The 25,595-nt window shown below is 64.0% G+C and carries 30 protein-coding genes and 1 riboswitch; of the genes, 16 read left to right on the top strand and 14 right to left on the bottom strand.

Annotated features, from left to right (window positions below; translation table 11 throughout):
* The first annotated feature begins 69 nt into the window (after window positions 1-69).
* Window positions 70-861 carry a dienelactone hydrolase family protein gene (locus MAFF_RS15025; RefSeq protein ID WP_044548355.1) on the top strand — a complete coding sequence of 264 codons (792 nt, stop codon included), beginning with the start codon at window positions 70-72 and terminating at the stop codon, window positions 859-861.
* Window positions 862-871: 10 nt separating this feature from the next.
* Here MAFF_RS15025 and MAFF_RS15020 read toward each other — a convergent pair whose 3' ends face one another.
* The 3 genes from MAFF_RS15020 to rpmB form a co-directional block, all read right to left on the bottom strand.
* On the bottom strand, window positions 872-1,552 hold the full coding sequence (locus tag MAFF_RS15020; RefSeq protein WP_010911767.1) for a spermidine synthase: 681 nt from the start codon (window positions 1,550-1,552) through the stop codon (window positions 872-874).
* Between the two features lie 4 nt (window positions 1,553-1,556).
* The gene (locus MAFF_RS15015; protein WP_010911766.1) at window positions 1,557-2,237 is read right to left on the bottom strand and encodes a queuosine precursor transporter; all 681 of its coding nucleotides are present in this window, start codon (window positions 2,235-2,237) and stop codon (window positions 1,557-1,559) included.
* 157 nt (window positions 2,238-2,394) lie between these two features.
* Window positions 2,395-2,691 (bottom strand): 50S ribosomal protein L28, encoded by a 297-nt coding sequence (gene rpmB / locus MAFF_RS15010; protein WP_010911765.1) that lies wholly within the window; start codon window positions 2,689-2,691, stop codon window positions 2,395-2,397.
* Between the two features lie 258 nt (window positions 2,692-2,949).
* On the opposite strand from rpmB, the gene MAFF_RS15005 reads away from it, so the two are divergent.
* Genes MAFF_RS15005 through MAFF_RS14995 form a run of 3 tightly spaced genes read left to right on the top strand, consistent with a single transcriptional unit; the run spans window position 2,950 to window position 5,366 of the window.
* Entirely contained in the window at window positions 2,950-3,738 is a 789-nt protein-coding gene (locus MAFF_RS15005; protein ID WP_010911764.1) for a DUF3108 domain-containing protein, read from the top strand.
* 42 nt (window positions 3,739-3,780) lie between these two features.
* The gene (locus tag MAFF_RS15000; RefSeq protein WP_010911763.1) at window positions 3,781-4,695 is read left to right on the top strand and encodes an aromatic amino acid exporter YddG; all 915 of its coding nucleotides are present in this window, start codon (window positions 3,781-3,783) and stop codon (window positions 4,693-4,695) included.
* Entirely contained in the window at window positions 4,692-5,366 is a 675-nt protein-coding gene (locus MAFF_RS14995) for a lysoplasmalogenase (RefSeq protein ID WP_010911762.1), read from the top strand. Before MAFF_RS15000 ends, MAFF_RS14995 begins: the two co-directional genes overlap by 4 nt.
* Here MAFF_RS14995 and MAFF_RS14990 read toward each other — a convergent pair.
* Complete coding sequence (locus tag MAFF_RS14990; protein ID WP_010911761.1) at window positions 5,341-5,793, bottom strand: cupin domain-containing protein; 453 nt, start codon at window positions 5,791-5,793, stop codon at window positions 5,341-5,343. The genes MAFF_RS14995 and MAFF_RS14990 overlap by 26 nt on opposite strands.
* 13 nt (window positions 5,794-5,806) lie before the next feature.
* Window positions 5,807-6,574, bottom strand: a complete 768-nt coding sequence (gene gloB, locus MAFF_RS14985) for a hydroxyacylglutathione hydrolase (RefSeq protein WP_010911760.1) — start codon at window positions 6,572-6,574, stop codon at window positions 5,807-5,809.
* 163 nt (window positions 6,575-6,737) lie between these two features.
* Here gloB and MAFF_RS14980 point away from each other — a divergent pair, with 163 nt between their 5' ends.
* The 5 genes from MAFF_RS14980 (at window position 6,738) to MAFF_RS14960 (ending at window position 11,293) form a co-directional block, all read left to right on the top strand.
* Entirely contained in the window at window positions 6,738-7,526 is a 789-nt protein-coding gene (locus MAFF_RS14980; RefSeq protein ID WP_010911759.1) for a class I SAM-dependent methyltransferase, read from the top strand.
* 128 nt (window positions 7,527-7,654) lie between these two features.
* Window positions 7,655-9,475: an ABC transporter ATP-binding protein/permease gene (locus tag MAFF_RS14975; RefSeq protein WP_044548354.1), complete on the top strand. Its 1,821-nt coding sequence runs from the start codon at window positions 7,655-7,657 to the stop codon at window positions 9,473-9,475.
* An 87-nt stretch (window positions 9,476-9,562) separates the two neighbouring features.
* Window positions 9,563-10,366 (top strand): DUF1194 domain-containing protein, encoded by an 804-nt coding sequence (locus MAFF_RS14970; protein ID WP_044548353.1) that lies wholly within the window; start codon window positions 9,563-9,565, stop codon window positions 10,364-10,366.
* A gap of 139 nt (window positions 10,367-10,505) precedes the next feature.
* The gene (locus MAFF_RS14965) at window positions 10,506-10,826 is read left to right on the top strand and encodes a DUF1330 domain-containing protein (RefSeq protein ID WP_044548352.1); all 321 of its coding nucleotides are present in this window, start codon (window positions 10,506-10,508) and stop codon (window positions 10,824-10,826) included.
* On the top strand, window positions 10,826-11,293 hold the full coding sequence (locus MAFF_RS14960) for a macro domain-containing protein (protein WP_010911755.1): 468 nt from the start codon (window positions 10,826-10,828) through the stop codon (window positions 11,291-11,293). The genes MAFF_RS14965 and MAFF_RS14960 overlap by 1 nt, the downstream gene beginning before the upstream one ends.
* 2 nt (window positions 11,294-11,295) lie before the next feature.
* On the opposite strand, the gene metW is transcribed toward MAFF_RS14960, so the two are convergent.
* Together metW and metX are read right to left on the bottom strand one after the other, a co-directional pair.
* Window positions 11,296-11,913 (bottom strand): methionine biosynthesis protein MetW, encoded by a 618-nt coding sequence (gene metW / locus MAFF_RS14955; RefSeq protein ID WP_010911754.1) that lies wholly within the window; start codon window positions 11,911-11,913, stop codon window positions 11,296-11,298.
* Window positions 11,914-11,971: 58 nt separating this feature from the next.
* Window positions 11,972-13,141 (bottom strand): homoserine O-acetyltransferase MetX, encoded by a 1,170-nt coding sequence (gene metX, locus MAFF_RS14950; protein ID WP_010911753.1) that lies wholly within the window; start codon window positions 13,139-13,141, stop codon window positions 11,972-11,974.
* 105 nt (window positions 13,142-13,246) lie between these two features.
* Window positions 13,247-13,324, bottom strand: a riboswitch (SAM riboswitch).
* A 149-nt stretch (window positions 13,325-13,473) separates the two neighbouring features.
* Here metX and hisC point away from each other — a divergent pair.
* Entirely contained in the window at window positions 13,474-14,583 is a 1,110-nt protein-coding gene (gene hisC / locus MAFF_RS14945) for a histidinol-phosphate transaminase (protein ID WP_010911752.1), read from the top strand.
* 23 nt (window positions 14,584-14,606) lie between these two features.
* The gene (locus MAFF_RS14940; protein WP_010911751.1) at window positions 14,607-15,542 is read left to right on the top strand and encodes a prephenate/arogenate dehydrogenase family protein; all 936 of its coding nucleotides are present in this window, start codon (window positions 14,607-14,609) and stop codon (window positions 15,540-15,542) included.
* Here the strand turns inward: MAFF_RS14940 and MAFF_RS14935 are convergent.
* The gene (locus MAFF_RS14935; protein WP_010911750.1) at window positions 15,539-16,468 is read right to left on the bottom strand and encodes a sugar kinase; all 930 of its coding nucleotides are present in this window, start codon (window positions 16,466-16,468) and stop codon (window positions 15,539-15,541) included. The two genes, MAFF_RS14940 and MAFF_RS14935, sit on opposite strands and share 4 nt — an antisense overlap.
* A 7-nt stretch (window positions 16,469-16,475) precedes the next feature.
* The gene (locus MAFF_RS14930; RefSeq protein ID WP_044548351.1) at window positions 16,476-17,474 is read right to left on the bottom strand and encodes a DUF2125 domain-containing protein; all 999 of its coding nucleotides are present in this window, start codon (window positions 17,472-17,474) and stop codon (window positions 16,476-16,478) included.
* Between the two features lie 152 nt (window positions 17,475-17,626).
* Between MAFF_RS14930 and MAFF_RS14925 the strand changes: the two genes are divergently transcribed.
* The 3 genes from MAFF_RS14925 (at window position 17,627) to MAFF_RS14915 (ending at window position 19,932) form a co-directional block, all read left to right on the top strand.
* Complete coding sequence (locus MAFF_RS14925; protein ID WP_080511863.1) at window positions 17,627-18,148, top strand: gamma-glutamylcyclotransferase; 522 nt, start codon at window positions 17,627-17,629, stop codon at window positions 18,146-18,148.
* Between the two features lie 123 nt (window positions 18,149-18,271).
* The gene (locus MAFF_RS14920; RefSeq protein ID WP_010911747.1) at window positions 18,272-19,219 is read left to right on the top strand and encodes an aldo/keto reductase; all 948 of its coding nucleotides are present in this window, start codon (window positions 18,272-18,274) and stop codon (window positions 19,217-19,219) included.
* Window positions 19,220-19,305: 86 nt separating this feature from the next.
* On the top strand, window positions 19,306-19,932 hold the full coding sequence (locus MAFF_RS14915; RefSeq protein WP_010911746.1) for a LysE family translocator: 627 nt from the start codon (window positions 19,306-19,308) through the stop codon (window positions 19,930-19,932).
* A gap of 18 nt (window positions 19,933-19,950) precedes the next feature.
* Here MAFF_RS14915 and MAFF_RS14910 read toward each other — a convergent pair whose 3' ends face one another.
* Together MAFF_RS14910 and MAFF_RS14905 are read right to left on the bottom strand one after the other, a co-directional pair.
* The gene (locus MAFF_RS14910) at window positions 19,951-20,739 is read right to left on the bottom strand and encodes a lysophospholipid acyltransferase family protein (protein WP_010911745.1); all 789 of its coding nucleotides are present in this window, start codon (window positions 20,737-20,739) and stop codon (window positions 19,951-19,953) included.
* Between the two features lie 114 nt (window positions 20,740-20,853).
* A complete protein-coding gene (locus tag MAFF_RS14905; RefSeq protein WP_010911744.1) occupies window positions 20,854-21,756 on the bottom strand; it encodes a LysR family transcriptional regulator in 903 nt (300 codons plus the stop codon).
* A gap of 134 nt (window positions 21,757-21,890) precedes the next feature.
* On the opposite strand from MAFF_RS14905, the gene MAFF_RS14900 reads away from it, so the two are divergent.
* The gene (locus MAFF_RS14900) at window positions 21,891-22,361 is read left to right on the top strand and encodes a DUF1348 family protein (protein ID WP_010911743.1); all 471 of its coding nucleotides are present in this window, start codon (window positions 21,891-21,893) and stop codon (window positions 22,359-22,361) included.
* Window positions 22,362-22,447: 86 nt separating this feature from the next.
* Window positions 22,448-23,080: a pyridoxamine 5'-phosphate oxidase family protein gene (locus tag MAFF_RS14895; RefSeq protein ID WP_010911742.1), complete on the top strand. Its 633-nt coding sequence runs from the start codon at window positions 22,448-22,450 to the stop codon at window positions 23,078-23,080.
* Window positions 23,081-23,095: 15 nt separating this feature from the next.
* On the opposite strand, the gene MAFF_RS14890 is transcribed toward MAFF_RS14895, so the two are convergent.
* The 3 genes from MAFF_RS14890 to ftsE all read right to left on the bottom strand — a co-directional run bounded on the left by MAFF_RS14890 (window position 23,096) and on the right by ftsE (window position 25,567).
* A complete protein-coding gene (locus MAFF_RS14890) occupies window positions 23,096-23,821 on the bottom strand; it encodes a YdcF family protein (protein WP_010911741.1) in 726 nt (241 codons plus the stop codon).
* Between the two features lie 101 nt (window positions 23,822-23,922).
* On the bottom strand, window positions 23,923-24,915 hold the full coding sequence (locus MAFF_RS14885; protein WP_010911740.1) for a cell division protein FtsX: 993 nt from the start codon (window positions 24,913-24,915) through the stop codon (window positions 23,923-23,925).
* Entirely contained in the window at window positions 24,908-25,567 is a 660-nt protein-coding gene (gene ftsE, locus MAFF_RS14880) for a cell division ATP-binding protein FtsE (RefSeq protein ID WP_010911739.1), read from the bottom strand. Before ftsE ends, MAFF_RS14885 begins: the two co-directional genes overlap by 8 nt.
* Window positions 25,568-25,595 lie beyond the last annotated feature (28 nt).

Genomic DNA, 25,595 nt, shown 5'->3' with positions numbered 1-25,595 from the left:
GCCTCACTTTATCGTTTTCTGGAAACAAAATATGGTGCGGGCCAACCTGTCAATCGGAGTGTCGTCATCATGCTGAATCGCCGTATCGTGCTCAAAACCGCCCTGGCGGCCTCAGGAGGCATCCTGATGTCGGAGACCGCGAGCGGTCTGTCGGCAACACCCGGTCAGCCCCTGGTCTATCGCGACGATGGAACCGATTTCTCTGGCCGAATAGTCATGCCCGACGGCGCGGTGCGCGGCAGCCTTGTCTATGTTCCCGACTGGTATGGCATCTATGACTATACGCTGGCCGAGGCGCGCCGGTTCGCAAGCCTGGGCTTCGCCGTGATGGTAGCGGATGTCTATGGTGCGGGCGTGCGCATCACTTCCGACGCCCAGGCGACACAAGCCAGCCAATTCCTGCGGGACAATCCGCGCACCGCGTCGCGCCGCTTGCAAGCCGGCGTCCGCGCGTTTCGCGACGTCGTTCCACAGGCGCCTTTCCTTGCCGCCGTCGGCTTCTCGCTCGGCGGTTTCTGCGTCCTGGAGATGCTCACGGACGCGCCGCTGGTTCGTGGAGCCGTCATCCTGTCCGGGGCGCTTGGCCAGCCGGCCGGCGACTATGCCGCGATCGAGACGCCCATCAGGTTTCATCATGGAACGCGCGACATGGTGGCCGATGTGGCGCGGGTTACGAAGGTTCTGGCCTGGCTTGAGGCCAAGGGTTGCGACTGCGCCTTGACCCTCTATGCCGGCGCCAGGCATGCCTTCACCAATCCCAACCTTCCCTCCGGCGGCGACGGCTGGCTGGGCTATGACGCCCGCTATGCCGGGGAAGCCGACGCAGCGACAGAGTCGTTTCTGCTGTCCTTGAAGGGCTAATATCGAGGCTCTAAAACCTGCCCGCGGCGGTGGCGATCCAGATGACATGACGCGCGCCGCGCTTGCCGTTGGCGCGCGTGTTGACCTCCTCGACGGCAAAGCCTGCCTGCTTCAGCCGCCGCGTGAAGCCGCTGTCCGGTCCTTGCGACCACACCGCCAGCACGCCACCCGGCTTGAGGGCGGTGCGTGCGGCGCCGAGGCCTGCGAGGCTGTAGAGGGCGTCATTGCCCTTGTGGACGATGCCTTCGGGGCCGTTGTCGACGTCGAGCAGGATGGCGTCCCAGGCCGCAGACCCGGATCGGATCAATTGCCCGACATCGGTCTCCTGGATGGCGACGCGGGGGTCGTCGAGACAGCCGCCGAACACCTCCGCCATCGGGCCGCGTGCCCAGACGACGACCGCCGGCACCAGTTCCGCGACGACGATGCCGGCATCCTTGCCGAGTTCGGCCAGGGCGGCGCGCAATGTAAAACCCATGCCGAGGCCGCCGATCAGAATCCTCGGCTGGCGATGGCCCGCAATCCTTTGGCAGGACAGTTTGGCCAGCGCTTGCTCGGAGCCGCTGAGGCGGCTGTTCATCAGCTCGTTGGTGCCGAGCATGATCGAGAACTCGCTGCCGCGCCGCTTGAGGCGAAGTTCCTGGGCTCCATCCCCGGTCTTTGCCGAATCGAGATGGACCCAGGGGATCATGGTTTTAGACGGCCAGCGCCGGCTGGCTCCAGCGGGCGGCGAGCAGCCGGTAGGGGATGAGCGCGACCACCGCGATGATCAGCTTCACCGAGAGATCGCCCAGCGCCCAGGAAACCCAGCGCATGGCCTCGATGTGGAAGACACCCATCAGCGGTGCCGTTTCGAGCGCAAAGCTGTCATTTGGGCCGGCGAAGGCGAAAGCGGCGGAGAAGGCGACGGTGAAGAACACCATGGTGTCGAAGATCGATCCGACCAGCGTGCCGAGGATCGGCGCCCGCCACCAGCTCTGCCGGCGCAGCCGGTTGAACACGGTGACGTCGAGCAGTTGGGCGGACAGGAACGCCGCGCCTGAAGCGGCAGCTATGCGCACCAGCCGGTCGGCCGCGGTCTCGAATTCGATCAGGCCATGGCGGAACAGGAAGGGCGGGACGAGGATCGAGCAGACCACCGCCGTCATGAAGCCGACAAAGACGATCCGGCGCGCCACGGCAGGGCCATAGCGGCGGTTGGCAAGGTCGGTGACCAGGAAGGAGAAGGGATAGGTGAAAGCGCCCCAGGTGAGCAGGTCGGCCAGCGACAGACCGCCGATCTGGCCCTGCATCGGGAACTGCACGAGGATGTTCGATGCCACGACGACAAGCGCCATGGCGGCCACGAAGGGCAGATATCGCGAGAAGGAAGTCATTTTTTTATCCTGGGTAATGGAACCAGCGGAGCATCATGCCTATCGGGCCGGTGCTCGCTTCGTAGTCGAGCACCGGATTGTCGAACCCTTGCGGATCCATCCGATGCTCCAGACCAACAAGAGGTTGGCCCGGGCGGTCCCCCGCCTTTGTCCGATGTCAGGCAGCGACCTGTTCGGCCAGCTTCTTGGCGATCTGCTTCTTCAGCAGGCGCGCGCGCTGCGACAGTTCCTTGACGTCGGCCTTGGCCAGGAAAGCGTCGAGGCCGCCGCGATGTTCCACCGAACGCAGCGCGTTGGCCGAAATGCGCAGGCGCACATTCTGGTTCAGCGCTTCCGAAATCAGCGTCACATTGACGAGATTCGGCAGGAAGCGACGCTTGGTCTTGTTGTTGGCGTGGCTCACATTGTTGCCGGTCTGGACTGCCTTGGCAGTGAGTTCGCAGGTGCGGGACATAGTTCTAACCTTCAATTCTCTCGGGACCTGCCAAACATTCAAGCCCACGCCGGGTGGCGCGCGGTTCTGGTCAGGCGGCCTTATGGAAAAAGTTGGCGTTCCATAGTTGCATTTCAGCGGTGCGTCAAGCTCCGGCTTCGCCACGGAAGCGCCCGGCATTTCATATTAAGGCCGGATTTCATCCTATAAGCAGTCTCATAGGGACACGCCAGACCGGAGTCGCCCACCTCCGGCCGAAAATCAAGGATCCGATCCCGCATGCCTCGTTTGCCTCACGCACTTGTTGCCGTGCTTGCTGTCGCCTTGCCGTCCGCCGCGTCGGCTGCCTCGCCGCAGTCCTTCAAAGGCGAATACACGGTGTCATTCCTTGGTCTCTCGATCGCAAGATCGACCTTCTCCAGCCATTACGAGAACGGCGCCTATGCGATCGATGGTACTGTCAGCGCCGCCGGACTGGCCAAATTGTTCGACGACACGCGGGGCACGATCTCGTCCAAGGGCACGATTTCCGGCAAGAAAATGGTGCCCCAGGCGTTCCGCGCCGATTACACCTCCGGCAAGAAGGTGTCCGCGATCGATATTCGCTTTGCCAATGGCGCCGTCACCTCGACACAGGTCATCCCGGCGCCGGGCAAGCGCGACCCCAACGACTGGGTGCCGATCGGTGCCGGCGACCTGGCATCGGTGCTCGATCCGATGGCCGCGACCGTCATCCATGCCGACAGCCTCGACCAGGTCTGCGGCCGTACGGTGAAATTCTATGATGGCGAGATGCGCGCCGACCTGACGCTGACCTATGCTTCGAAAGGCACGATCACGGTGCCGGGGTACAAGGGCGATACCATCACCTGCCGGATGGGGTTCGAGCCGGTGGCGGGCTACCGCAAGGGCCGCAAGGCGCTCAACTATCTCAAGAACAAAAGCCGGATGATGGTGACGTTTGCGCCGCTCGGCCAAACCGGCGTATATGCGCCGATCCACGCCACGGTAGGGACCCAGATCGGTCCGCTGACCATAAGCGCGAGACGGTTCGAAGCGGTACAATAGGGCCGCCCTGGAAACAGAACAGGGCGCGCCACGGGAGGGGACATGGCGCGCGCAACACTGATCGGTTTTTCAGCGGTCGCCATGTGGGCGCTCCTGGCGCTGCTCACCGATGCGTCCGGCAAAGTGCCGCCGTTCCTTTTGTCGGCGATCACCTTCTCGATCGGCACCGGTGTCGGGCTTGTCGCGCGGCTGTTCATGCCGGCCGCCGACAAGAGCCAGAAGATACCGCCGCAGGTCTGGCTGATCGGTATCGCCGGCCTGTTCGGCTACCACTTTTTCTATTTCACCGCGCTGCGCAACGCGCCGGCGGTCGAGGCCAGCCTGATCGCCTATCTTTGGCCGCTGCTGATCGTGCTCGGCTCGGCGCTGATGCCGGGCGAAAAGCTGGCGTGGAACCATGTCGTCGGCGCCTTGCTCGGTCTGGCCGGCACCGTGCTGATCGTCACCAAGGGCGGTGGGCTGGCCTTCGATGCGCGCTACGCCTTCGGCTATGCCATGGCTGCCGTCTGCGCCCTGCTCTGGTCGTCCTATTCGCTGCTGTCGCGTCGCTTTCCCTCGGTGCCGACCAGCATCGTCACCTGGTTCTGCGCGGCGACCGCCGTGCTGTCGCTCGTCTGCCATCTGGCGCTGGAACAGACAGTGTTGCCAAATGGCGCCGGCCAGTGGCTGGCCGTACTCGGGCTTGGTTTGATGCCGGTGGGTGCGGCCTTCTATGCCTGGGACATCGGCGTCAAGCGCGGCAACATCCAGGTGCTGGGCGCGGCAAGCTACGCGGCGCCGCTGCTCTCGACGCTGGTGCTGATTGGGGCCGGTGTCGCTGAGCCGTCGCTGCGCATCCTCGCCGCCTGCGTGCTCATCACCGGTGGAGCGGCCCTGGCGGCGAAGTCGCTTTTCCTGCGCAAGCCGGCCGAAGCTGAGAGCGGAGCCAAGGCATCCGAAAGCGGAGCCGGGGCATGATGATGCCGTTTGCCGGCGGCATCGACGCCAATGCCAATGCGACGCTGATCTTCTCGCTGGTGGCGGCGGTGATCTACGCCTTCACGCTGGGCATGCCGCCGAGCCTTGCCCGCTCCGCGGCAAAGACGCTTGCGGTCGCGATGCTCGCCGTGCTTTCGGCGCTGCAGGGCGGCCCGCTGTTGCTGGTCGCGGCCCTGGCGCTCAGCGCGGTGGGCGATGCCTTCCTGTCGCGCGACGGCGAAAAGGCGTTTCTCGGTGGGCTCGCCAGCTTCCTTGTCGCCCACATCGTCTACATCGCGCTGTTCCTGCGCAGTGGCGGCGGGTTGGGACTGCTTGGCGCCGAATCCTGGCGCGGGGCGATCGCGCTGGCACTGGCGGTGTTCGTCATCGTCATGCTGGCGGCGCTCTGGCGCCGCGTCGGCCCCGGCCTGCGTGTGCCGATCGCCTGTTATGTCGTGGCGATCTTGGCGATGGGCATGGCTGCGCTGACCACCAGCAGCGCCTGGGTCATCGGCGGCGCGGTGCTGTTCATGGCATCGGACGGGCTGCTGGCCACCGAGAAATTTCTGGTGGCGGCCATCTCGCCGCATCGCGCCTGGATGCGTTTCGCCGTCTGGGTGCTGTACTACGCCGCCCAGCTCGCGATCACACTGGGTTTCCTGCTGGGTTAGGCTGCCAGCCCGGCTCGGCCAGTTCGAAGGCGGCAAAATCAAAGCCTGGCGCGACGGTACAGCCGACCAGCGTCCATTCGCCCAGGCTGCGCGCCGATTGCCACCAGCCCGCCGGCACGACAATCTGCGGCCGTTCGCCGGCCGCGAGCCCGATGCCGAGCACCTGCTCGATCACCTGGCTACCCGTTGCACCGCCTTCTTCCCACATCGACAATGCCAGCGGCGCGCCGGCATGGAAATGCCAGACCTCGGCTGCGTCCTTGACCCGATGCCAGGCCGAAAGCTGGTGCTGTTCCAGCAGGAAATAGATGGCGGTCGAATGGCCACGCGCTCCGCCGGCCCCGTCGCGAAAGGTCTCCGCGTACCAGCCGCCTTCCGGATGCGGCTTCAGTCCGAGTGTCGCGATGATTTCTGCTGAACTGGTCATCGGTCGAAGGTGCTCAGAAATTGTCCTTGCGCTTGCGAATTTCGGCGAACACCTCGGCATCCCCGGCCTTTTCCATGCCAAGATGCTTGCGGATCGCCGGATCGTGCCAGCGCAGGAAGGGATTGGTCGACAGTTCCTCGCCGATCGTCGTCGGCAGTGTCGGCTTGTTGTCGACCCGCAGCGCCTCGATCCTGGTGGCGCGCTCCTTCAATGCCGAATTGGTCGGGTCGACGGTCAGCGCGAAACGGGCGTTGGCAAGCGTGTATTCATGGCCGCAATAGATTGTCGTCGCGGCGGGAAGGGCTGCGAGTTTCCGCAGCGATTCATACATCACCGGCGGCTTGCATTCGAACAGCCGCCCACAGCCCAGCGCGAACAGCGTGTCGGCGGTGAAGGCCACCTTCGATGCCGGCAGATGATAGGAGACATGACCGGCGGTATGGCCGGGGGTGGCGATCACCTCGATGCGCTCATCGCCGAGATGAAGGACGGAGCCCTCCTCGACGGTTTCGTCGATGCCGGGGATCTTGGCCTTTTCCGCCTCCGGGCCGACGATGCGCAGCTTGAAGCGCTCCTTCAGCGCCAGATTGGCCTCGACGTGGTCCATATGATGATGCGTGGTCAGGATCATCGTCGGCGTCCAGCCGGTGCGCTTGATCGCGGCCAGGATGGGCGCTTCCTCGGGTGCGTCGATGATCGCGGTCTGCCCGCTCTTGGGGTCATGCACCAGCACGCCGAAATTGTCGCTCCGGCACATGAATTGTTCGATTTCGACCGCCATCGCGTCTCTCCTTTTGTCGCCGCAGACATAGGGCGCCGGAGGGCGGATGTCATCTACGGGGTGACCGAATGTCATTCCCGGGGAGGACAAATGTCATCGCAATGTGCCAGCCGCCTCAGGGCCCTTTGTTGAAACCGGCCGATATCACGGCTACATCCCTGACATGCATTCCGACATCGTCGACCTTCGCTCCTTCTATTCGACAACGCTTGGCCGGTTCGCCGAGCGTTCGATCACCATGGCGCTGTCGTCGATATGGGCGGCTGTCCCCAATGAACGGCTGGTCGGGCTTGGCTATACCTTGCCCTGGCTGGAGCGTTTCGGCTCCGATGCCGAGCGGGTCTTTGCCTTCATGCCGGCAACGCAGGGCGCGGTGGTCTGGCCGGCAACCGGGCCGACGGCGACAGCTTTGGTCTTCGACGAGGAACTGCCGCTTGTCGATTCCTGCATCGACCGCATGCTGCTCGTCCACTCGCTCGAACATGTCGAAAACCCACGCGAGACGCTCAACGAGATCTGGCGGGTGTTGTCGCCCGCCGGGCGCGTTGTCATCGTCGTGCCCAACCGGCGCGGTGTCTGGGCGCGGTTCGAGCATACACCGTTCGGCAATGGCCGGCCGTTCTCGCGTGGCCAGCTGACGGAACTGCTGCGCGAGGCGAATTTCACGCCTGCCGCCTGGTCGGATGCGCTGTTCTTCCCGCCATCGCGGCGGCGCTTCATGATGCGTTTCCACAATGTGCTGGAGCGCGCCGGCCGGCGGCTGTGGCCGATCTTTTCCGGCGTCATCGTCGTCGAGGCGCAGAAGCGGCTCTATCAGGGCGTGCCGGTCGCCCAGCGTGCCTCCCGCCGCGTCTTCGTGCCGGTGCTGTCGCCACACGGCGCGACGCGGCTCGGCCGCCGGGCCGAGGCCGGAGGCCCATTGGCGCCGGCTCGTCAGGTGAAACCTTCGTGATCGTGCTAGAAACGCGCGCGGCGCGTCCCTCCTCGACCTATCTGTCGTGGTGAACTCGCAACCTGCCTGATATGCGGATGCCGTCATCATCCGGTCTCAGCATCGCACCTGAACGCAAGGACCCTGACATGGCTGATCAACTTGACAATCAGGCCACCATTCAGCCGGTCGCCGTCGAGGCCAGCAGCCTGCGTGATCAGGTTGCGACGATCAGGCGGGCGCTGGTGGTGTCGCCGGTTCGCAAATGGCTGCTGTGGACGTCGGTCGGCATCATGGCCGTCATCATCGCGACGTCGATCGGCCAGGTCCTGCTCAACCGCTGGAACCAGCCCTTCTACGATGCGTTGGCGCGCCGCGACATGGCGGCCTTCGTGCACCAGCTCCTCGTCTTCGCGATTATCGCCGGCGGGCTGCTGGTGCTCAACATCGGTCAGACCTGGCTCAACCAGATGATCCGGCTGAAGTTGCGCGAGGCGCTGACGCTCGACCTGATCGACCAGTGGATGCGGCCGGCACGCGCCTTCCGGCTGGCCAATGCCGGCGCCATCGGCGTCAACCCCGACCAGCGCATGCAGCAGGATGCGGCGCATCTCTCCGACCTGTCGACGGACCTTGGTGTCGGATTGCTGCAGTCGCTGATCCTGCTCGTGTCCTTCGTCGGCGTGCTGTGGGAACTGTCTTCAGGCTTCGTCTTCCACATCAACGGCTGGTCGCTGGCCATACCGGGCTACATGGTCTGGGCGGCGTTCCTCTATGCCGGGACCGCCTCCTGGCTGAGCTGGCTGGTCGGGCGGCCGCTCATCAAGCTGAACAGCGACCGCTACACACGGGAGGCGGAGCTGCGCTCCTCGATGGTGCGCGTCAACGAGAATGTCGATGCCATCGCGCTGTACCATGGTGAGGCCGACGCCAAGCAGCGGCTCGAACTCGACCTCGGCACGGTGCTGGGCGCCATGCGGCGCATCTATACCGCGCAGATCAACCTGTCGTGGGTGACCGATACCTATGGCTGGATCACTGTCGTGGCGCCGATCCTGGTTGCCTCGCCCGTCTATTTCTCGGGCGATATCAGCTTTGGCGGGCTGATGATGGCGGTCGGCGCCTTCAACCAGGTCCATTCGTCGTTGCGCTGGTTCATCAACAACATCGGCAGCATCGCCGACTGGCGCGCCACGCTGATGCGCGTCGCCGACTTCCGCATCGCGCTCGACGAAACCGATGTGCTGCACGACACCGAAAGGCGTATCACCTTCGATCAAAATGCCAATGGCAGCCTGACGTTCGAGAAGCTTCAGGTCGCCTCGCCGGAGGGCTGCACAAAACTCTCGGACCAGCATGTCGAAATCCGCGCCGGCGATCGCGTGATGATCACCGGCGAACCCGGTGCCGGCAAGACGCTGTTCTTCCGCGCCATTGCCGGGCTTTGGCCCTGGGGCAGCGGAAAGATCGGCCTGCCGGCCGGAGAAACCCTCATCTTCGTGCCACGCGTGCCGTATTTGCCGGCCGGCACGTTGCGCGAGGTGCTCAATCACGCCAACGGGCATGCGCCCGCGAGTGACGCCGAGATTGTGGCGGTGCTGGCCGAAATTGGCCTTCAACGGCTGTCGTTCTCGCTCGACCGCGTGGGGCGCTGGGACCATGAACTGGGCGATGACGAACAGCGCTTGCTGGGCGTGGCCAGGCTCGCCTTGCGGCAGCCGAAATGGGTGATCATCGACGAAGCCATGGATGCGTTCGACGGTCCCTCGCTGCGGCGGGTGCTGGCGATGCTGGAAAAGCATCTGAAGGGCGCCACGATCATCAACATCGGGCGCGGCCAGCACAATAACCAGTTCTTTCCGCGCGGCCTGACGATCGTCAAGGATACCGGTGCCCAGCCGCTGAAACCAGCCCGCGTCAGAGCCGGCGCCATCGATCCGCCGCCGGTCGCCGTCCGCCGCAAGAAATAGGACTGCTTTTCCACATAGCCCAGCAAGCTTTATTTCGCCGCGATCGCGAAGGAAGATTTCCGCGAGAAACAAAATTTGGCGGTGGCGATGCTTGATGCTCTGCGCCTGCTTGCCTGTCTTGCCTGTGTCCAGCCAACGCCCGTTGCCTCGCCATCGGGTGCGCCAGCTGTCGACGTCGAGTTGGTGTTGGCGGTCGATATATCCCTGTCGATGGACGAGAAGGAATTCGCCCTGCAACGCGCCGGCTATGTCGAAGCTCTGCGCCATCCCGACTTCATCCAGGCCGTCCGGTCCGGCAATGCGGGCCGCATCGCGATTGCCTATTTCGAATGGGCCGGCACGGTGCGCGACGACGCGGTCATCGATTGGCAGATCATCGACAGCGCGCAAAGCGCCAACAGCTTTGCCGACAAGGTGGCGGCGCGCCCGTTCCGGAGTTTTCGCGGTACCTCGATTTCCACGGCAATTGCCTTCGGCACAGGGCTGTTCGGCAGGACGAATTTCGCTGGTGAGCGCAGCGTCATCGATATATCGGGCGATGGCCCCAACAATATCGGGCCGCCGGTCACCGCGATGCGCGATGCGGCAACCGCAAAAGGCATCGTCATCAACGGCCTGCCGATCCTGATCAACCCATCGCCCACCTTCAAGCATCTTGACCAGTACTACGCGCAGTGCGTGATCGGCGGACCCGGTTCCTTCGTGTTGCCGATCCATACGGCCGCCGAATTTTCCACCGCCATCCGGCGCAAGCTGATCCTCGAGGTGAGCGGCATTCAGGGCAAGGCCAGCATCATCCCGGTCGACGCGGACGCACCGATCGACTGCCTGCAAGGCGAACGCGACAGGCGGTTCCTGTCAGATCCGTACTTTCCGGAACTCGACCGGTGAACTTGCGCAAGAGCGCTTGCGGCCGGCCGTCGAAGGCGCCGATTCCATTACCTCGGGCGTAATCGCTTTGCGTCAGGTGTTCCGGCAGATTGCCCTTGCGAGGCCGGTTGGTAGGTCTCGATGCAAAGGGAGTTACGTCATGACCGCTTACGCAATCGCCCATATGCGCCAAGTCACGATGGGTCCGCAGATCGTCGAGTACCTGCACAAGATCGATGCCACGCTGGAGCCTTTCGGCGGCCGTTTCCTGGTCCATGGCGGCGATGTTGAGGTGATCGAGAACGACTGGCCGGGCAACCTCATCGTCATCGAATTTCCCGACCGGCGGCATGTGCGCGAGTGGTATGATTCGCCCGCCTATCAGGCGATCCTTTCACTGCGCACCGATAATTCGGACTCTGACGTAATCATCGTTGACGGCGTCGAGCATCCGCACAAGGCTACCGATGTGCTTGGCTGATGGAGCTGCCCATGCGGACGATTCGTGGCGATCTGTTGCAACTTGCGCTCGACGGAGAGTTCGACGCGATCGTGCATGGCTGCAATTGCCAATGCCAGATGGGCAAGGGCATTGCCCTTTCCATCAAGCAGCGGTTTCCAGAGGCCTACGCTGCGGATATCGCGACCGTGAAAGGCGACCGCTCCAAGCTGGGTACTATCTCGGTTGCCGAGATCCGGCGCGAAGATCGAAATTTCCACGTCATCAATGGCTACACCCAGTTCCATTGGCAGGGCCAGGGCATGAAGGCTGACTATGGCGCCATCCGCAGTGTCATGAAGGCGGTCAAGGCTGGATTCGCCGGCCGGAGTATCGGCTATCCCAGGATTGGCGCGGGTTTGGCGGGAGGCGATTGGGCAACGATTGCTTCGATCATCGATGAGGAGCTTGCGGAAGAGAACCACAGGCTGGTCGAATACACGCCGTAACGTCAGTTCCGTTTCAGCAGGAACACCGCCTGCTGGCCAAAGAAGTTCCAGAACCACCAGGGCATGGACAGGCCGATCTTCTGGCCGGCGGCGTCGAGCGCGGTCGCCTTTTCCACCGTCGCGCCGAGTTCTTCGCACAAATTGACGAAATCGCGGATGGTGCAGAAGTGGATGTTGGGGGTGTCGTACCAGGAATAGGGCAGGTCCTGGGTCACCGGCATGCGGCCCTTGACGAACAGCGACAGACGCACCCGCCAATGGCCGAAATTGGGGAAGGAGACGATCGCCCGGTTGCCGATGCGGAGCAGTTCGTCGAGCACCAGCTTCGGGTTGCGGGTGGCCTGCAAGGTCTGCGACAGGACGACGAAGTCAAAGCCCTTGTCGGGATAGAATTCGAGATCCTTGTCGGCATCGCCCTGGATGACGGAGAGGCCGCGTGCCACGCATTCGTTGACGCCGCGCTGCGACAGCTCAAGCCCGCGGCCGTCGACCTGCTTGGTGTCCTGCAGCAATTCAAGCAGCGATCCGTCGCCCGAACCGACGTCGAGCACGCGGGACTGCGGTGGGATGAGGTTGGCGACGACCTCGAGGTCGACGCGCTGGCTGCCGTTGACGCTCATGATGTCGTGTCCTTCGCGGCGCATGATCCCGATCCCGAAAGTCTGCAACTTTCCGGGGTCATGCGCTTAGCCCTCTCGCCCGCGCCGCGGAGCCGATGAAGCCGTTGATGGCGGCGAACAGTTCCGGCTCGTCGAGCAGGAAGGCATCGTGGCCGCGGTCGGTCTCGATTTCGACGAAGGACACGGACGCGCCGGCGGCGTTGAGCGCGTGCACGATCGAGCGGCTCTCTTCGGTCGGAAACAACCAATCCGAGGTGAAGGACACCAGGCAGAAGCGGGTTTTGGTGCCGGCAAAGGCATCCGCCAGCCGCCCGCCATGATCGGCGGCGAGGTCGAAATAGTCCATCGACCGCGTCATGTAGAGATAGGAATTGGCGTCGAAGCGGTCGACGAAGGTCATGCCTTGGTGGCGCAGATAGCTTTCGATCTGGAAGTCGGCGTCGAAGCCGAAGGTCAGCGCCTCGCGATCCTGCAGATTGCGGCCGAATTTCCGGTGCAGGGCGGCTTCCGACAGATAGGTTATGTGGGCGGCCATGCGCGCTACCGCCAGGCCCTTTTCCGGGCGTTTGCCGTTTTCGAAATATTTGCCGCCGTGCCAGTCCGGATCGGCCATGACAGCCTGCCGGCCGACCTCGTGGAAGGCGATGTTCTGCGAGGAATGGCGCGCGCCGGTGGCGATCGGCAGTGCCGAAAAGACGCGCTCGGGGTAGCTCGACGCCCATTCCAGCACCTGCATTCCGCCCATCGAGCCGCCGAGCACGCAGAACAGTTTCTCGATGCCGAAATGATCGATCAGCATCTGCTGCGCGCGCACCATATCGCGGATGGTGATGACCGGCAGGTCGAGCCCGTAGGGCTTGCCGGTGGCGGGGTTGGTCGAGGCCGGGCCGGTGGAGCCCAGACAACCGCCGATGACGTTGGAGCAGATGACGAAGAAACGGTTGGTGTCGATGATCCTGCCGGGGCCGATCAGCACTTCCCACCATCCCGGCTTGCCGGTCACCGGATTGGTGTTGGCGACATGCTGGTCGCCGGTCAGCGCATGGCAGACGAGGATGGCATTGGAGCGGGCATCGTTCAGCGTGCCGTAGGTCTGATAGGCGATCTGGAACGGCGACAAAAGCGTGCCGGCGTCGAGCTTGAGCGGCTTGTCCGCCCCGAAGCGCAACACCGGGCTCGACGGCTGGTCGGCCTCGTTGTTGGTCTTTCCTGCGCGCAGAGCGGCCATTCTTGTCTCACCTGCTGCATCATATCAGGCGAAAAATCGCCGTCGATGCGTCCGTCCGGCCGGCCGCGGACAATAAAAAACCGGCATTGCCTTCGCAAAGCCGGTTACGTCACGCAAACGGCCCTTTAGCGAATTGTTTAACGTGGCTGCAAGCCGACCGGCCAAATCACCACGGAACTGTTGCTGCCCTTCTAGAACTCGCCCGCCCTGCCGTCAATGCCGACGTCTGGGCCGGCTGCTGGCACCACTGCCACCTCTCGACATTATCGGCCACGGCTTGTATTTCCGCTGCGGCCTCCGGATCGAGGCATTTTCGACGGATTTTGAGAAAAATGAACCAGACACCGGATCAGGCACGTCCAACCCCGCGCGCGGGCATCATGGACATCGACGCCTATGTGCCGGGCAAGAGCGCCGCACCCGCCGGTGTCGCCAAGGTCTACAAACTGTCGTCCAACGAGAATCCGCTTGGCCCTTCACCGAAGGCGATCGAGGCCGCGCGTGAAGTCGCCGCCAGGCTCGACATCTATCCCGACGGCACCGCCAGACGGCTGCGCGAGGCGATCGCGGAAGTGCATGGCCTCACCGCGCAGAACATCATCTGCTCCAACGGCTCCGACGAGATCCTCGGGCTGCTGGCGCAGACCTATCTGGCACCCGGCGACGAGGCGATTTTCACCGAACACGCCTTCATGGTCTACAAAATCTACATCCAGTCGGCCGGGGCTGCGCCGATCGCCGTCAAGGAGACCGACGAGCGCGCCGACATCGATGCGATGCTGGCGGCCGTCACGCCGCGCACGAAAATCGTGTTCCTCGCCAATCCCAACAATCCGACCGGCACCTATGTGCCGTTCCAGGAGGTGCGCCGCCTGCATGCCGGCCTGCCCAGGCATGTGCTGCTGGTGCTCGACGCGGCCTATGCCGAATATGTCCGCCGCAATGACTATGAAGCCGGCATCGAACTGGTCCGCAGTGCAGAGAATGTGGTCATGACCCGCACCTTCTCCAAGATCGGCCTTGGTGGCGCGCGGATCGGCTGGATGTATGCGCCCATGCACATCGTCGACGCCATCAACCGCGTGCGCGGTCCCTTCAACGTCAACGCGACGGCGATCGAGGCCGGCATCGCGGCAATCCGCGACCGCGCCCATGTCGAGCGCAGCGTGACGCACAACGAGACCTGGCTGACCTGGCTGAGCCAAGAGATGACCGGGCTCGGGTTGCGGGTGACGCCCAGCGTCGGCAATTTCCTGCTCATTCACTTTCCCGATGATCAGAAGCATTCGGCGGCTGCGGCGGACGACTATCTGACCGCGCGCGGCTATATATTGCGGCGCGTTTCCGGCTACGGCTTTCCCAACGCGCTGCGCATGACCGTCGGCACGGAAGAGGCCAATCGCGGCGTCGTCGCCGCGCTCACGACATTCCTGAAAAGCTAGAGCGCCCGAAAAGCAGGAACACCATGACATCACCGATGTTTGAAAAGATCGCGCTGGTCGGCATCGGCCTGATCGGCTCGTCGCTGGCCCGCGTCATCCGACGCGAGGGGCTTGCTGGCCACGTTGCCATCTCGACCCGCAGCGCCACGACGCTGAAGCGGGCGGAGGAGCTTGGGCTGGGCGATTCCTACACGACCGATGCGAAGGAAGCGGTCCGCGATGCCGATCTGGTCATCGTCTCCGTGCCGGTCGGCTCGTCCGGTGCGGTGGCCGAGGAGATCGCACCGGCGCTGAAGAAAGGTGCGATCCTCACCGATGTCGGCTCGACCAAGGCCTCCGTCATCGCGCAGATGCAGCCGCACGTGCCTGATGGCGTTCATTTCATTCCCGGCCATCCGCTGGCGGGCACGGAAAAATCCGGACCGGATGCCGGTTTCGCCGATCTGTTCGACAATCGCTGGTGTATCTTCACGCCGTTACCGGGCACCGATCCGGAGGCACTTGAGAGGCTGTCGGAATTCTGGCGCCGTTGCGGCGCCAACATCGACACGATGGATCCGCAGCATCACGACATGACGCTCGCCATCGTCTCGCATCTGCCGCACATCATCGCCTACAACATCGTCGGCACCGCCGACGATCTGGAATCGGTGACCAAGACGGAAGTCATCAAATATTCCGCCTCCGGCTTTCGCGACTTCACGCGTCTGGCCGCCTCCGATCCGACCATGTGGCGGGATGTCTGCCTGCACAACAAGGACGCCATTCTCGAAATGCTGGCGCGGTTCTCGGAAGATCTGGCGTTCCTGCAGCGAGCGATCCGCTGGGGCGACGGCGACAAATTGTTCGACCTGTTCACCCGCACCCGCGCCGTGCGCCGCTCGATCATCGAGGCCGGCCAGGATATCGACGTGCCCGATTTCGGCCGCCAGGCGGTCGAACACCCGTCGAAGAACTAGGCTGTTTCGGGCCAGGTCGCCGTGACCATCGCCAGCGTCTCGGCCCGGTCCGGCGCGCCGAGCCTGCCGCCGAAGCGCAGGCATTTGAGCGCGGCGGCGGCACTTGCAAAGCGCAAGGCCTGCTCGACCGGCATGGCCTCCGCCAGTCCGACGGCAAAGGCGCCGTGAAAGACGTCGCCGGCGGCGAGCGTGTCGACCGCTTTGATCCTCGGCGCCGCGACATGACGGGATGATCCCGCTTTGCGATCGAACCACCAGATGCCTGCTGCGCCGCCGGTGACCGCGACGAATGCGTCGGTGCGGGAGGCCATGTCGGTGCAAGCGCTCGCCAGATCCAGCGCCTGGCCGCATATGATGCGGACCGCCGGCTCGGAGGCGACGATGTGCGAAGCCAGCGGCAACAGCCGCTCCAGCACCGCCAGCGAGGCCGTGTCGGCATCGAGGATTGCCGGCCGCCCGGCCGCGCGCGCCGCCTTGAGGGCAAGGGCCGCGGCGTCAGGCCAGCGCACGTCCACCAGCACGGCATCGAATGCCGTGATGTCGGCGAAAGGCAAGGTTTCGGGATCGGCCTGCGCCAGGCTGTCGTAGAAAGGCACGATGATGCGCTCGCCATGGGCGTCGACCAGGATCGAAGCCAATGCCGAGCGGGCGCCGCTGACTCGGCGGACATAGCTGCAATCGACACCCTCGGCCTCGATTCCGGCAATCAGCTGTTCGCCAATGAGGTCATCGCCGGCGCTGGCCCACAGCGACACCTCGGCGCCGAGGCGATGCGCGGCGCAGGCAGCACTGGTGGCCATGCCCGAGGCGATCTGGACACCGTCTGCGGCGATGAACTTGCCCTGGTGCGTGGGCAGCGTCTCGACACGCAGGATGGTATCCAGCGTCAGCGCGCCGACGCTGAGGAGCCTCGGGGGGCTTGCCATGGGCGCGCTATTGTACCGGCTTGATCTTGCCGAGCGGGATGAAGCCGAGCGAGGCCTTGCCTTTGACCACTTTCAGCGGCATCGACGGTTCGCTGCCGAGCATGGCGAGCGCGGCAAAACCCTGTTCGATCGCATTCTTCTGCTCGGGTATGGCACCGGCAAGGATGGATGCCACGGCCTTCGGATCCTTTATCCTGATCATCAGATCGGCGTCGACCAGGCCTTCGGTGTCGACCGACAGCGGCCCGGAAACGGTGACCCGCGCCGTGCCTGACGACAAATCGAGGTTGCGGATCTCGACCTTTTGGCCCCGAAGGCTCTTCACCTGCGTACCGATCAGCGCGACACCATTCTTCAGCGTGGCGTCGCCGCTGGCATCGAGCGCCGGCAGCACGCGGCCGCCGATCGCATCCGGGTCGATCTCCAGATCGGTGAAGCTGCCGACATAGTCGACGTCCTGACCGTTCGGCTGCAACTGGCCGGCTGCCCTGCCGGCGCTGAACAGTTCCACCGGGTCGGTGTCGTCGGCCGGATCGGTCTGGCCCGACAGGCCCTCCGCCTGCAGCGCAACGCGCTGCGGCAGCGGCCATGACAGTTTGACCTTGGCCTGCAGATTGTCCCAGTCGATCCACAGCGGCACCATGCCGGGGACGGAGGTCCTGAGCGGCCCGCGCAGATCGGCGACCGGCGACAAGGGCTGGATGATCTGCGCGACGGCATTGAAGGAGCCGGCCGAGGCCGCGATGTTCTTGGCATCGTCCTCATACGCCAGATTGTCGCAAGAGACGGTAAAGCTCAGGGGATAGCCGCTGACCTGGAGATTGGCGCAGCCGGCATTGATGCCGCTCTTGTTGAGCGTGGCGACCGCCTTGTCGGCCTCGGCCCTGACCCTGTTGGCCAGATAGAACCAGCCGCCGCTGTAGACGGCGAACAACACAACGATGAACGCCACAAGCCAGAACAGGCCGCGGCGGGACTTTGGTTGGCGTTCGTCACTTGACGTCATGCTTTGGCTCTCATTAACCCACGGTGTTGGTGGACGAACCTTCGATTCCAACAACCAGGTAGACATTGACGGATAGGTAGCCGGGGACGGACGGAAAAAACACCGGTTTCCGGTGCGGTGTGGCCATTCTTTTTGCAATCAGGCACGGCGATATGGGCGATTTTTGGGTGTTTGGCTACGGTTCGCTGATCTGGCGGCCGGGTTTCGCACATGTCGAGACGCGGCGCGCCCATTTGCATGGCTATCGCCGCTCGCTCTGTGTCTATTCCTTCGTGCACCGTGGCACGCGTGAGCGGCCGGGGCTGGTGCTTGGCCTCGACCATGGCGGCTCCTGCGTCGGCCTGGCTTTCCGCGTGCCTGGAGAATTGCGCGACGAGGTGATCGCCTATCTGCGTGAACGCGAGCTTGTCACCAGCGTCTATCTCGAACGCGCGCTCAAGGTTCGCCTCGATGGCGGCGGCACGGTCGAAGCCGTGGCCTACATCGTCGATCGCAAGCATGAGCAATATGCCGGCGCGCTAGACGCGGCGCATGCGGCGGCGGTGGTGCGCGGCGCCGTCGGCCAATCCGGCAACAATGAGGACTATGTGTTCAGCACGTTGAAGCATCTGGAAGCATTGGGCATCCGCGACCATTGGCTGGAGGATGTGGCACGGGGGATAGCGCCATCGTGAAGCACTGGCTCTGCTGAAATAGGCGGCCAGGCCTTTGACCTCGACGCGGCAAGACCTAGCTTAGGCTCCGAACCTAGCCAACGGGCTGCATGCGCCCCATCCCAATCATCACGGAGAACCATCTTGCAAAAACGCCGTCTCGGTCGCACCGACCTTTCCATCGCGCCGCTGGTTCTGGGCGGCAACGTCTTCGGCTGGACCGCCGACGAGAAAACCTCTTTCGACCTGCTCGACCGCTTCGTCGCGGGCGGACTGAACGCCATCGATACGGCCGACGCCTATTCACGCTGGGTGCCCGGCAACAAGGGCGGCGAATCCGAAACCATCATCGGCAACTGGATGAAGGACCGTGGCAACCGGGACAAGGTCGTGGTGATCACCAAGGTCGGCTCGGATATGGGGCAGGGGCACAAGGACCTCTCCGCCGCCTATATCGAAAAGGCTGTCGAGGCCTCGCTGAAGCGGCTGCGGACCGATGTCATCGACCTCTATCTGTCGCACTGGCCGGACCCGGCCACGCCCTATGAGGAGACGCTGGGCGCCTATGAGAAGCTGCTTGCCAAGGGCAAGGTCCGCCATATCGGCTGCTCGAACCTCGACGCCGGCCAGTTGCGCGCCGCGCTCGATGTGGCGAGCCTGCGCAGCCTGCCGCGCTACGAGGTGCTGCAGCCGGAATACAATCTCTATGACCGCTCCTCCTTCGACGGGCCGTTGCGCGATCTGTGCGTGGCCGAGGATATCGGCGTCATCACCTATTTCAGCCTGGCCAAGGGTTTCCTAAGCGGCAAATACCGCAGCGAGGCCGATCTTGGCCAAAGCCAACGCGGCGAGGGCGTCAGCAGCTATCTGAACGCGCGTGGCATGCGCATTCTGGCCGCTCTTGATGTCGTATCCGCCAAGCATTCGGCGAAACAGGCGGAAGTCGCTCTTGCCTGGGCGATCGCGCGGCCAGGCGTCACCGCACCGATCGCCAGCGCCACCAAGCCCAGCCAGATGGACAGCCTGATCAAGGCGGCGTCGTTGAAATTGACCGCCGCCGACATGGCCGAACTCGACAAAGCGAGCGACTGAGGTTCGGCCGCTCTACGCACGAACGTCCAAGACCACGCTCCCGTCTTGCCATAGCGTCCTTCGCTATTGGCAAGACAGAGGGTGCGATGACGGAGCCGCTTCTTTCGCAGCCGCAGCTTTGGCGACCGCTACTCGCCTTGGTGCTGGCCGCCACGGTGGTCATGGGCAGTCCAGGGCCGGCTACGATAAGCGTCACCGCTGTTGGCGCCGCCTTCGGTCTGCGCGATTCTGTGCGCTACACCTTGGGAATCGTCGTCGGCACAATCGCCGTGCTGCTGGTCGTGGCGACCGGGACTATGGCGGTGCTTGGCTCGATACCGAAACTGGCGCCGGTGCTGGTTGTCGCGTCGGCGGCCTACATCCTCTATCTCGCCTTCGGGATCGCCACGGCGCCGCCGCTGGCGGCGCGCACGGCCGAGGCTGCGCGCCCGACCTGGCTGGCCGGGTTTCTGCTGGCGGTCGCCAACCCGAAAGCCTATGTGGCGATCGCCGCCGTGTTCGCCGGCGCCTCTTCGAGCCAGGGCGGTGCGGAACTCGGCCTATGGCTGAAGCTGACGGTGCTCGCGGCGATGATCGTTGTCATCCATGCCGTGTGGCTGCTTGCCGGCGCGGCGTTCGCGCGCTTCCTGCGCAGGCCTGTTGCTTCGCGGATCATCAACATGGTCTTCGCCGCGACCCTGGTGCTGACCACCGTGCTGGCTGTCTACGGCTGATTGCTTGGCTAGAGGTCTTCAGACCTTCGCGCCGAGCTCCCGCAGCCGCTTCAACGCCGTCGGCGGCAAGGCGGGCGGGTTGGGCGCGCGCGATGCCTCAATGAGGAGCTGGTCGCAAGCGGCTTCCGTCTCGCCGATCAGCCGCGCCATGAACTCGTCCTTGCCGAGGCCCGGTGGGATCGGCGGCAGGAAGCGCGCCTTGATGGTGCCGGGATAGCGCAGGAACTTGCGGCGCGGCCAATAGAGGCCGGCGACATGGGCAACCGGAACCACGGGAACGCCAAGCTGCGTGTAGATTTCGACGATGCCGTATTTGTAGGCCGGCTCGTCGCCCGGCGCCCGGCGCGTGCCCTCGGGATAGATGATCAACTGGCGCGGGTTGCGCGCCATCTCTTCCTTGGTCGCCGCGACCACCGCCTTCAAGGCCTTGGAGCGGCTGCCGCGATCGACCGGGATCATGCGCATCTTCATGATGTACCAGCCGAAGAACGGGATCCAGGTTAGTTCGCGCTTGAGGATGTAGAGCGGGTCCTGGAGGAAGGGGAAGAAGGCGATCGCATCCCAGAACGACTGGTGCTTGGGCGCCAGGATGAAGGAGCCTTCGGGCAGGTTTTCCTGTCCGGTGATGTCGTTCTTCGTGCCGGCGATCTTGTCGTAGAGCCACATGCAGCTGCGCGACCAGAATTTCGGCACGAACCAGGCGCGGTGGCGGGGCGACAGGAAATAATAGGGGGTCCAGAGGATCATCTGGACGATCAGATTGACGTAGAAGACGAAATTGAACGCCAGCGATCTGACATAGAGCATGGGGGAGGTCCGGTGAGGAAGTGTGCGTTGGTTACACCAAGCGCGGGGAAAAAGGAAATGGCGCGGCAGTGTTCCGGCCGATGCTGAAGCGCGGCTTCCGCCAGGACAGGCACGCTACTCCAATCGCGCCAGCCGCTCCTTCAGACGCGGTGCGGCAAAGTCGAGAAAGGCGCGCAGCTTGACCGGCAGCAGGCCGTGGCCCGCATGCACCAGGCTCACCGGCCACGGTTCCGGCTCGAACTCTTGCAGCACGATGCGCAGCATGCCGGACCGCACGGCCGCATCGACCTGATAGGAAAGCACTTTCGTCAGCCCGACGCCGGCAATCGCGGCATCGATCGCCGCCTCGGCGGTGTTGACCTGCAGGCGCGAGCGGACCTGGACCGTGATGTCCGTCTTGCCTCTGGTGAAGCTCCACGGGGCGGCGGAGGAAAGTCCCTCGAAGGTGATGCAATCGTGGGTGCCTAGATCTTCCGGGATCGTGAGCGTGCCGTGTTCGGCCAGATAGGCCGGGCTGGCGCAGACGACGCGGCGGATCGAGCCGACGCCAATGGCGACCAGGCTCGAATCCGGCAACTGGCCGATGCGCAGCGCGAGGTCGAAATGGTCCTCGACCAGTTGGGTAATGCGGTCCGCCAGGGTCAGGCGGATATCCACGTCGGGATAGGCCGAAAGAAAGCCGGTGACGACCGGCAACACATGGAGGCGGCCGAAGACGACCGGCGCGGTAATGGCCAGTTCACCGGTCGGAGCGCTGTATTCGCCTGCCGCGGCGCGTTCAGCCTCGCCAACGTCATCGAGGATGCGGCGGCAGGCAGCAAGATAGGCCTCGCCTGCATCGGTCGGCGTCAGCCGCCGCGTCGAACGGTTCAGGAGCCGGGTGTTGAGATGGCGTTCGAGATCGGAAACCTTGCGGCTGACGGTCGCCAGCGGAATGCCGAAACGGCGGGCCGCGGCGGAAAGGCTGCCGGCCTCCACCGCCGCGACAAAGAGTGACATGGCTTCGAGACGATCCATCACTTCTTCCAGAAAATGGAAGGAATGATTGCAGATATGCCATCTGCATTTCAGGAATGGAAGGGGTTATATGTCCGGCATGGCATGTCCGCAGCATAGCCACGCCCGCAGCATAGCCACGCAATGGAGTTCTTATGTCCGAAAGCCGCCCACCGCTTCCGCCGTTTACCGCCGAGACCGCGGCGCAAAAGGCCCGCATGGCCGAGGATGCATGGAATTCGCGCGATCCGGCACGGGTGGCACTCGCCTATACGACCGACAGCCACTGGCGCAACCGCGCCGAATTCCTGCAGGGCCGCGATGCCATCCAGGCTTTCCTGACGCGCAAATGGAGCCGCGAGCTCGATTACCGGTTGATCAAGGAGGTCTGGGCCTTCCACGGCAACCGCATCGCCGTGCGCTTCGCCTATGAATGGCACGACGACAGCGGCTCCTGGTTCCGCAGCTATGGCAATGAGAACTGGGAATTCGACGAGCACGGGCTGATGCGCCTGCGCATCGCCAGCATCAACGACCTGCCGATCAGCGCGGCTGACCGCAAATATCATTGGCCGCTTGGCCGCCGCCCGGACGACCATCCGTCGCTCTCGGCGCTCGGGCTTTAGCTCTTTGTTTTAACGCAATTCCGGACGGAAAACCGCTTTACACTTTTCCTGGAATTGCTCTAGCGCCGTCCAGCAAGGAGGTTTCGATGAATGCGCATGCTTTCACCAGCGATGTCGCCTTCACGCCGACAGTCAAGGCGATCCAGGCGCGCAAGGGCTCGCGCCAGTCCTACGCCCGCGTCGAGGAACGTGGTGGCTGGCAGGCTGTCGTCACGCCGGACCTTGCCGCCTTCATCGCGATGCAGACCAGCGTCTTCCTGTCGACGGCCAATGGCGATGGCCAGCCCTACATCCAGCATCGCGGCGGCCCGGCCGGCTTCCTCAAGGTGCTGGACGAAAAGACGATCGGCTTTGCGGATTTTTCCGGCAACAGGCAGTTCATCACGCAGGGCAATCTGGCGGACAATCCACGCGCCTTCCTGTTCCTGATCGATTACATGCTGCGCCAGCGCATCAAGATCTGGGGCACGGCGCGCGTCGTCGAGAACGATGCCGAGCTGATGGCGAAGCTGATGCCGCAGGATTACAAGGTGCGGCCCGAGCAGGTCATCCTGTTCACGATCTCGGCCTGGGATGCGAATTGCCCGCAACACATCCCGCAGCGCTTCGAGGCGGCTGATGTGGCGGCAGCGCTTGGCGAGCGGGACAGGCGCATTCAACAGCTCGAGCAAGAGGTCAGCCGCCTGAAGGCCGCGTCGAAGGGGGCAGACAAGGAATGATGGGGTGCCGGGGGCTCAGCCGCCGGCCGCGGTCTCGGCCAGCGCAATGCCGTCCGGTGTCGGTTTCACCGGCACGATGCCGCGCGCCAGCGCCAGCAGATATTTGGTGTATTCGGTGAACAGCACGCGCAGCGCCCGCGGCTTGGTCAGCCAGCCGCCATTGTCGAGATTGGAATTGACCACCGGATAGGGTTCCAGCTTGGCGCCATGCAGCAGGCGGCCCATTTCCAGCAGGCTGCGCGGCATGTGGTAATTGTTGGTGACCAAGATCACCGTGCCATAGGCATGGCTTTCGACCCATTTGGCACTTTCCTCGGCATTGCCGATCGTATCCAACGCGGCGCGGTCGATGTCGACGCAGCAGGAAAACAGGTTCTTGTCGCCGCCGGTCGCGGCCTGGAGCTGGCGCCGGCTGGCGGATGGATGCACGCCGCTGATCAACAGCCGCTCGCCCTTGCCGGACGCCAGCAGATCCATCGCCGCATCGAGGCGCGACTGGCCGCCGGTCAGCACGATGATGGCATCGGCCTTCTCCGGATTGGCGGGCGTGGTAAGATGCGCGACCTTGTTGGCGAACCAGCCGAAGCCGCCGGCAAACAAGACTGCAAGGATGAGGAGGGAGAGTGCGGATATTCGCAGTGCGGTCTTTAAACGGCTAATCCCGCTATGGTCGCGCAGACGCGCAACCACCACTGGCATCTGTCCAACCGTCCCGGTCGAATCCCGCACGTCCATAACCATATGGTTAATCCTGAAATGCGGCCTTGGGTAGGTAAAAGACGCACTTTGCGTTACGCCGTTTCTTCATCCGTGATCAGCCAGCCTCCATCCCCAGTTCCCTTTCATGCGTCGGGTTGGCGAACATCGATGTCGCTGAGATAGGCGACGACGGTGGCATGCGAGGTTGCCGCCGTCAGCGCGCCGATCACCAGCACCATGAGGACGACGCCGAGATAGCCCGCCGAGCCGATGGCGAAATTGCCGAAGAGGGCAGTCGCCTGATCGGCCTGCGGCGTCGCCATGTTGCGTGACGACCACCAGGAAAAGACGATGAAGACCAGCACCGCGGCAGCACCGCCGGCGGCCGCGCCCTTCATGCCGGTGACCAGGAAATGCCGGCGGAATTCGCGCGCGATGAAGGCCGCCTCGGCACCGACGAAATGCAGCACCTCGATGATATGGCCGTTGCCGGCCATGGCGCCGCGGGTCGCGAACACCACGGTCAGCACCGTCGCCGACAGCATCAGCGCCAGCACGGCAATGCCGATGGTCACCGTGGTGCGGGCCATGGCCACCAGCCGGTCGACCCAGGTGCGGTGATCGTCGAGCGATGCACTCGGCAGTTTCGGCGTGATCGCCGCGCGCATGGCGGCGAAGTCGGGCGGGCTGTTCTCATCGATGGTGACGATGATCAGGCGCGGCACCGGCAACTCGTCGATGTTGAGGCCCGAACCAAGCCATGGCTCCAGCAGCCTCGCGGTCGCATCGCGGTCGATGATCCTTGTCGACTTGACGCCTGGAAATTCGCCGGCGATCTGCGAGGCCTGGGCAAGGGCGGCCTCCATGTCGAGGCCGTCGGCCGGTTTGATCTGGATCGTCGCCTCGCGCGAGATCTGGTTCTCCCAGACCGAGGCGGTGTCGCGCACCAGCGTCACCGCGCCGAACGTCAAGCAGGACAGGAAGGTCATGATGGCGATGACCAGGACGAGCGCCCGGCCGGCGATGTTCTGCGCCGGCACGATCGGCGCCATGCGGCGCTGGGCGCGCGGCCTTGCCTCGGCCGCCTCGGCTTCCTGCTCATGCTCTTCGAGGTGTTCGGCGGACAGATCAGTCATAGATGTCCAGCCTTCCGCCGGCCAGGATCATGCGGCGCGCGTCGACCTGTTCCATCAGGCCGAGGTCGTGGGTGGCGATCACCACGGCGGTGCCGAGTCGATTGAGCTCGATGAAGAGCCGCAGCAGCCGTCGCGCCAGCGGCGGATCGACATTGCCGGTGGGCTCGTCGGCGAGCAGGATCTCGGGCTGCTCGATCAGCGCGCGCGCGATGGCGGCGCGCTGCTTCTCGCCGCCCGATAGCACCGGCGGCAGCACATGCATGCGCTCGCCCAGCCCCACCCATTTCAGCAGTTCGGTGACATCGGTGCGGTAGCTCGCTTCCTCGCGCCCGCGCACGCGCAGTGGCAGCGCGACATTCTCGTAGGTGGTCATGTGGTCGAGCAGGCGAAAATCCTGGAACACCACGCCGATGCGGCGCCGCAAATGCGGCAGTTCGGTGCGCGAAATGCGCGAACGGTCCTTGCCGAAAATGGTGATCAGCCCGCGCGTCGGCTTCAGCGACATGAACAGAAGGCGCAGCAACGTCGTCTTGCCGGCGCCCGAAGGTCCGCTCAGGAACTGAAAGGAGCGCTCCGGGATGTGCAGGGAGATGTCGCGGAGGATTTCCGGACCCATGCCATAGCGGAGGCCGACATTTTCGAAGCGAATCAATTTCGACGACCTGAAATTTCTGGCAGTG

The organism is Mesorhizobium japonicum MAFF 303099, assembly GCF_000009625.1.
GTDB lineage: Bacteria > Pseudomonadota > Alphaproteobacteria > Rhizobiales > Rhizobiaceae > Mesorhizobium > Mesorhizobium japonicum.
This window is presented reverse-complemented; position numbering and strand designations above follow the sequence as displayed.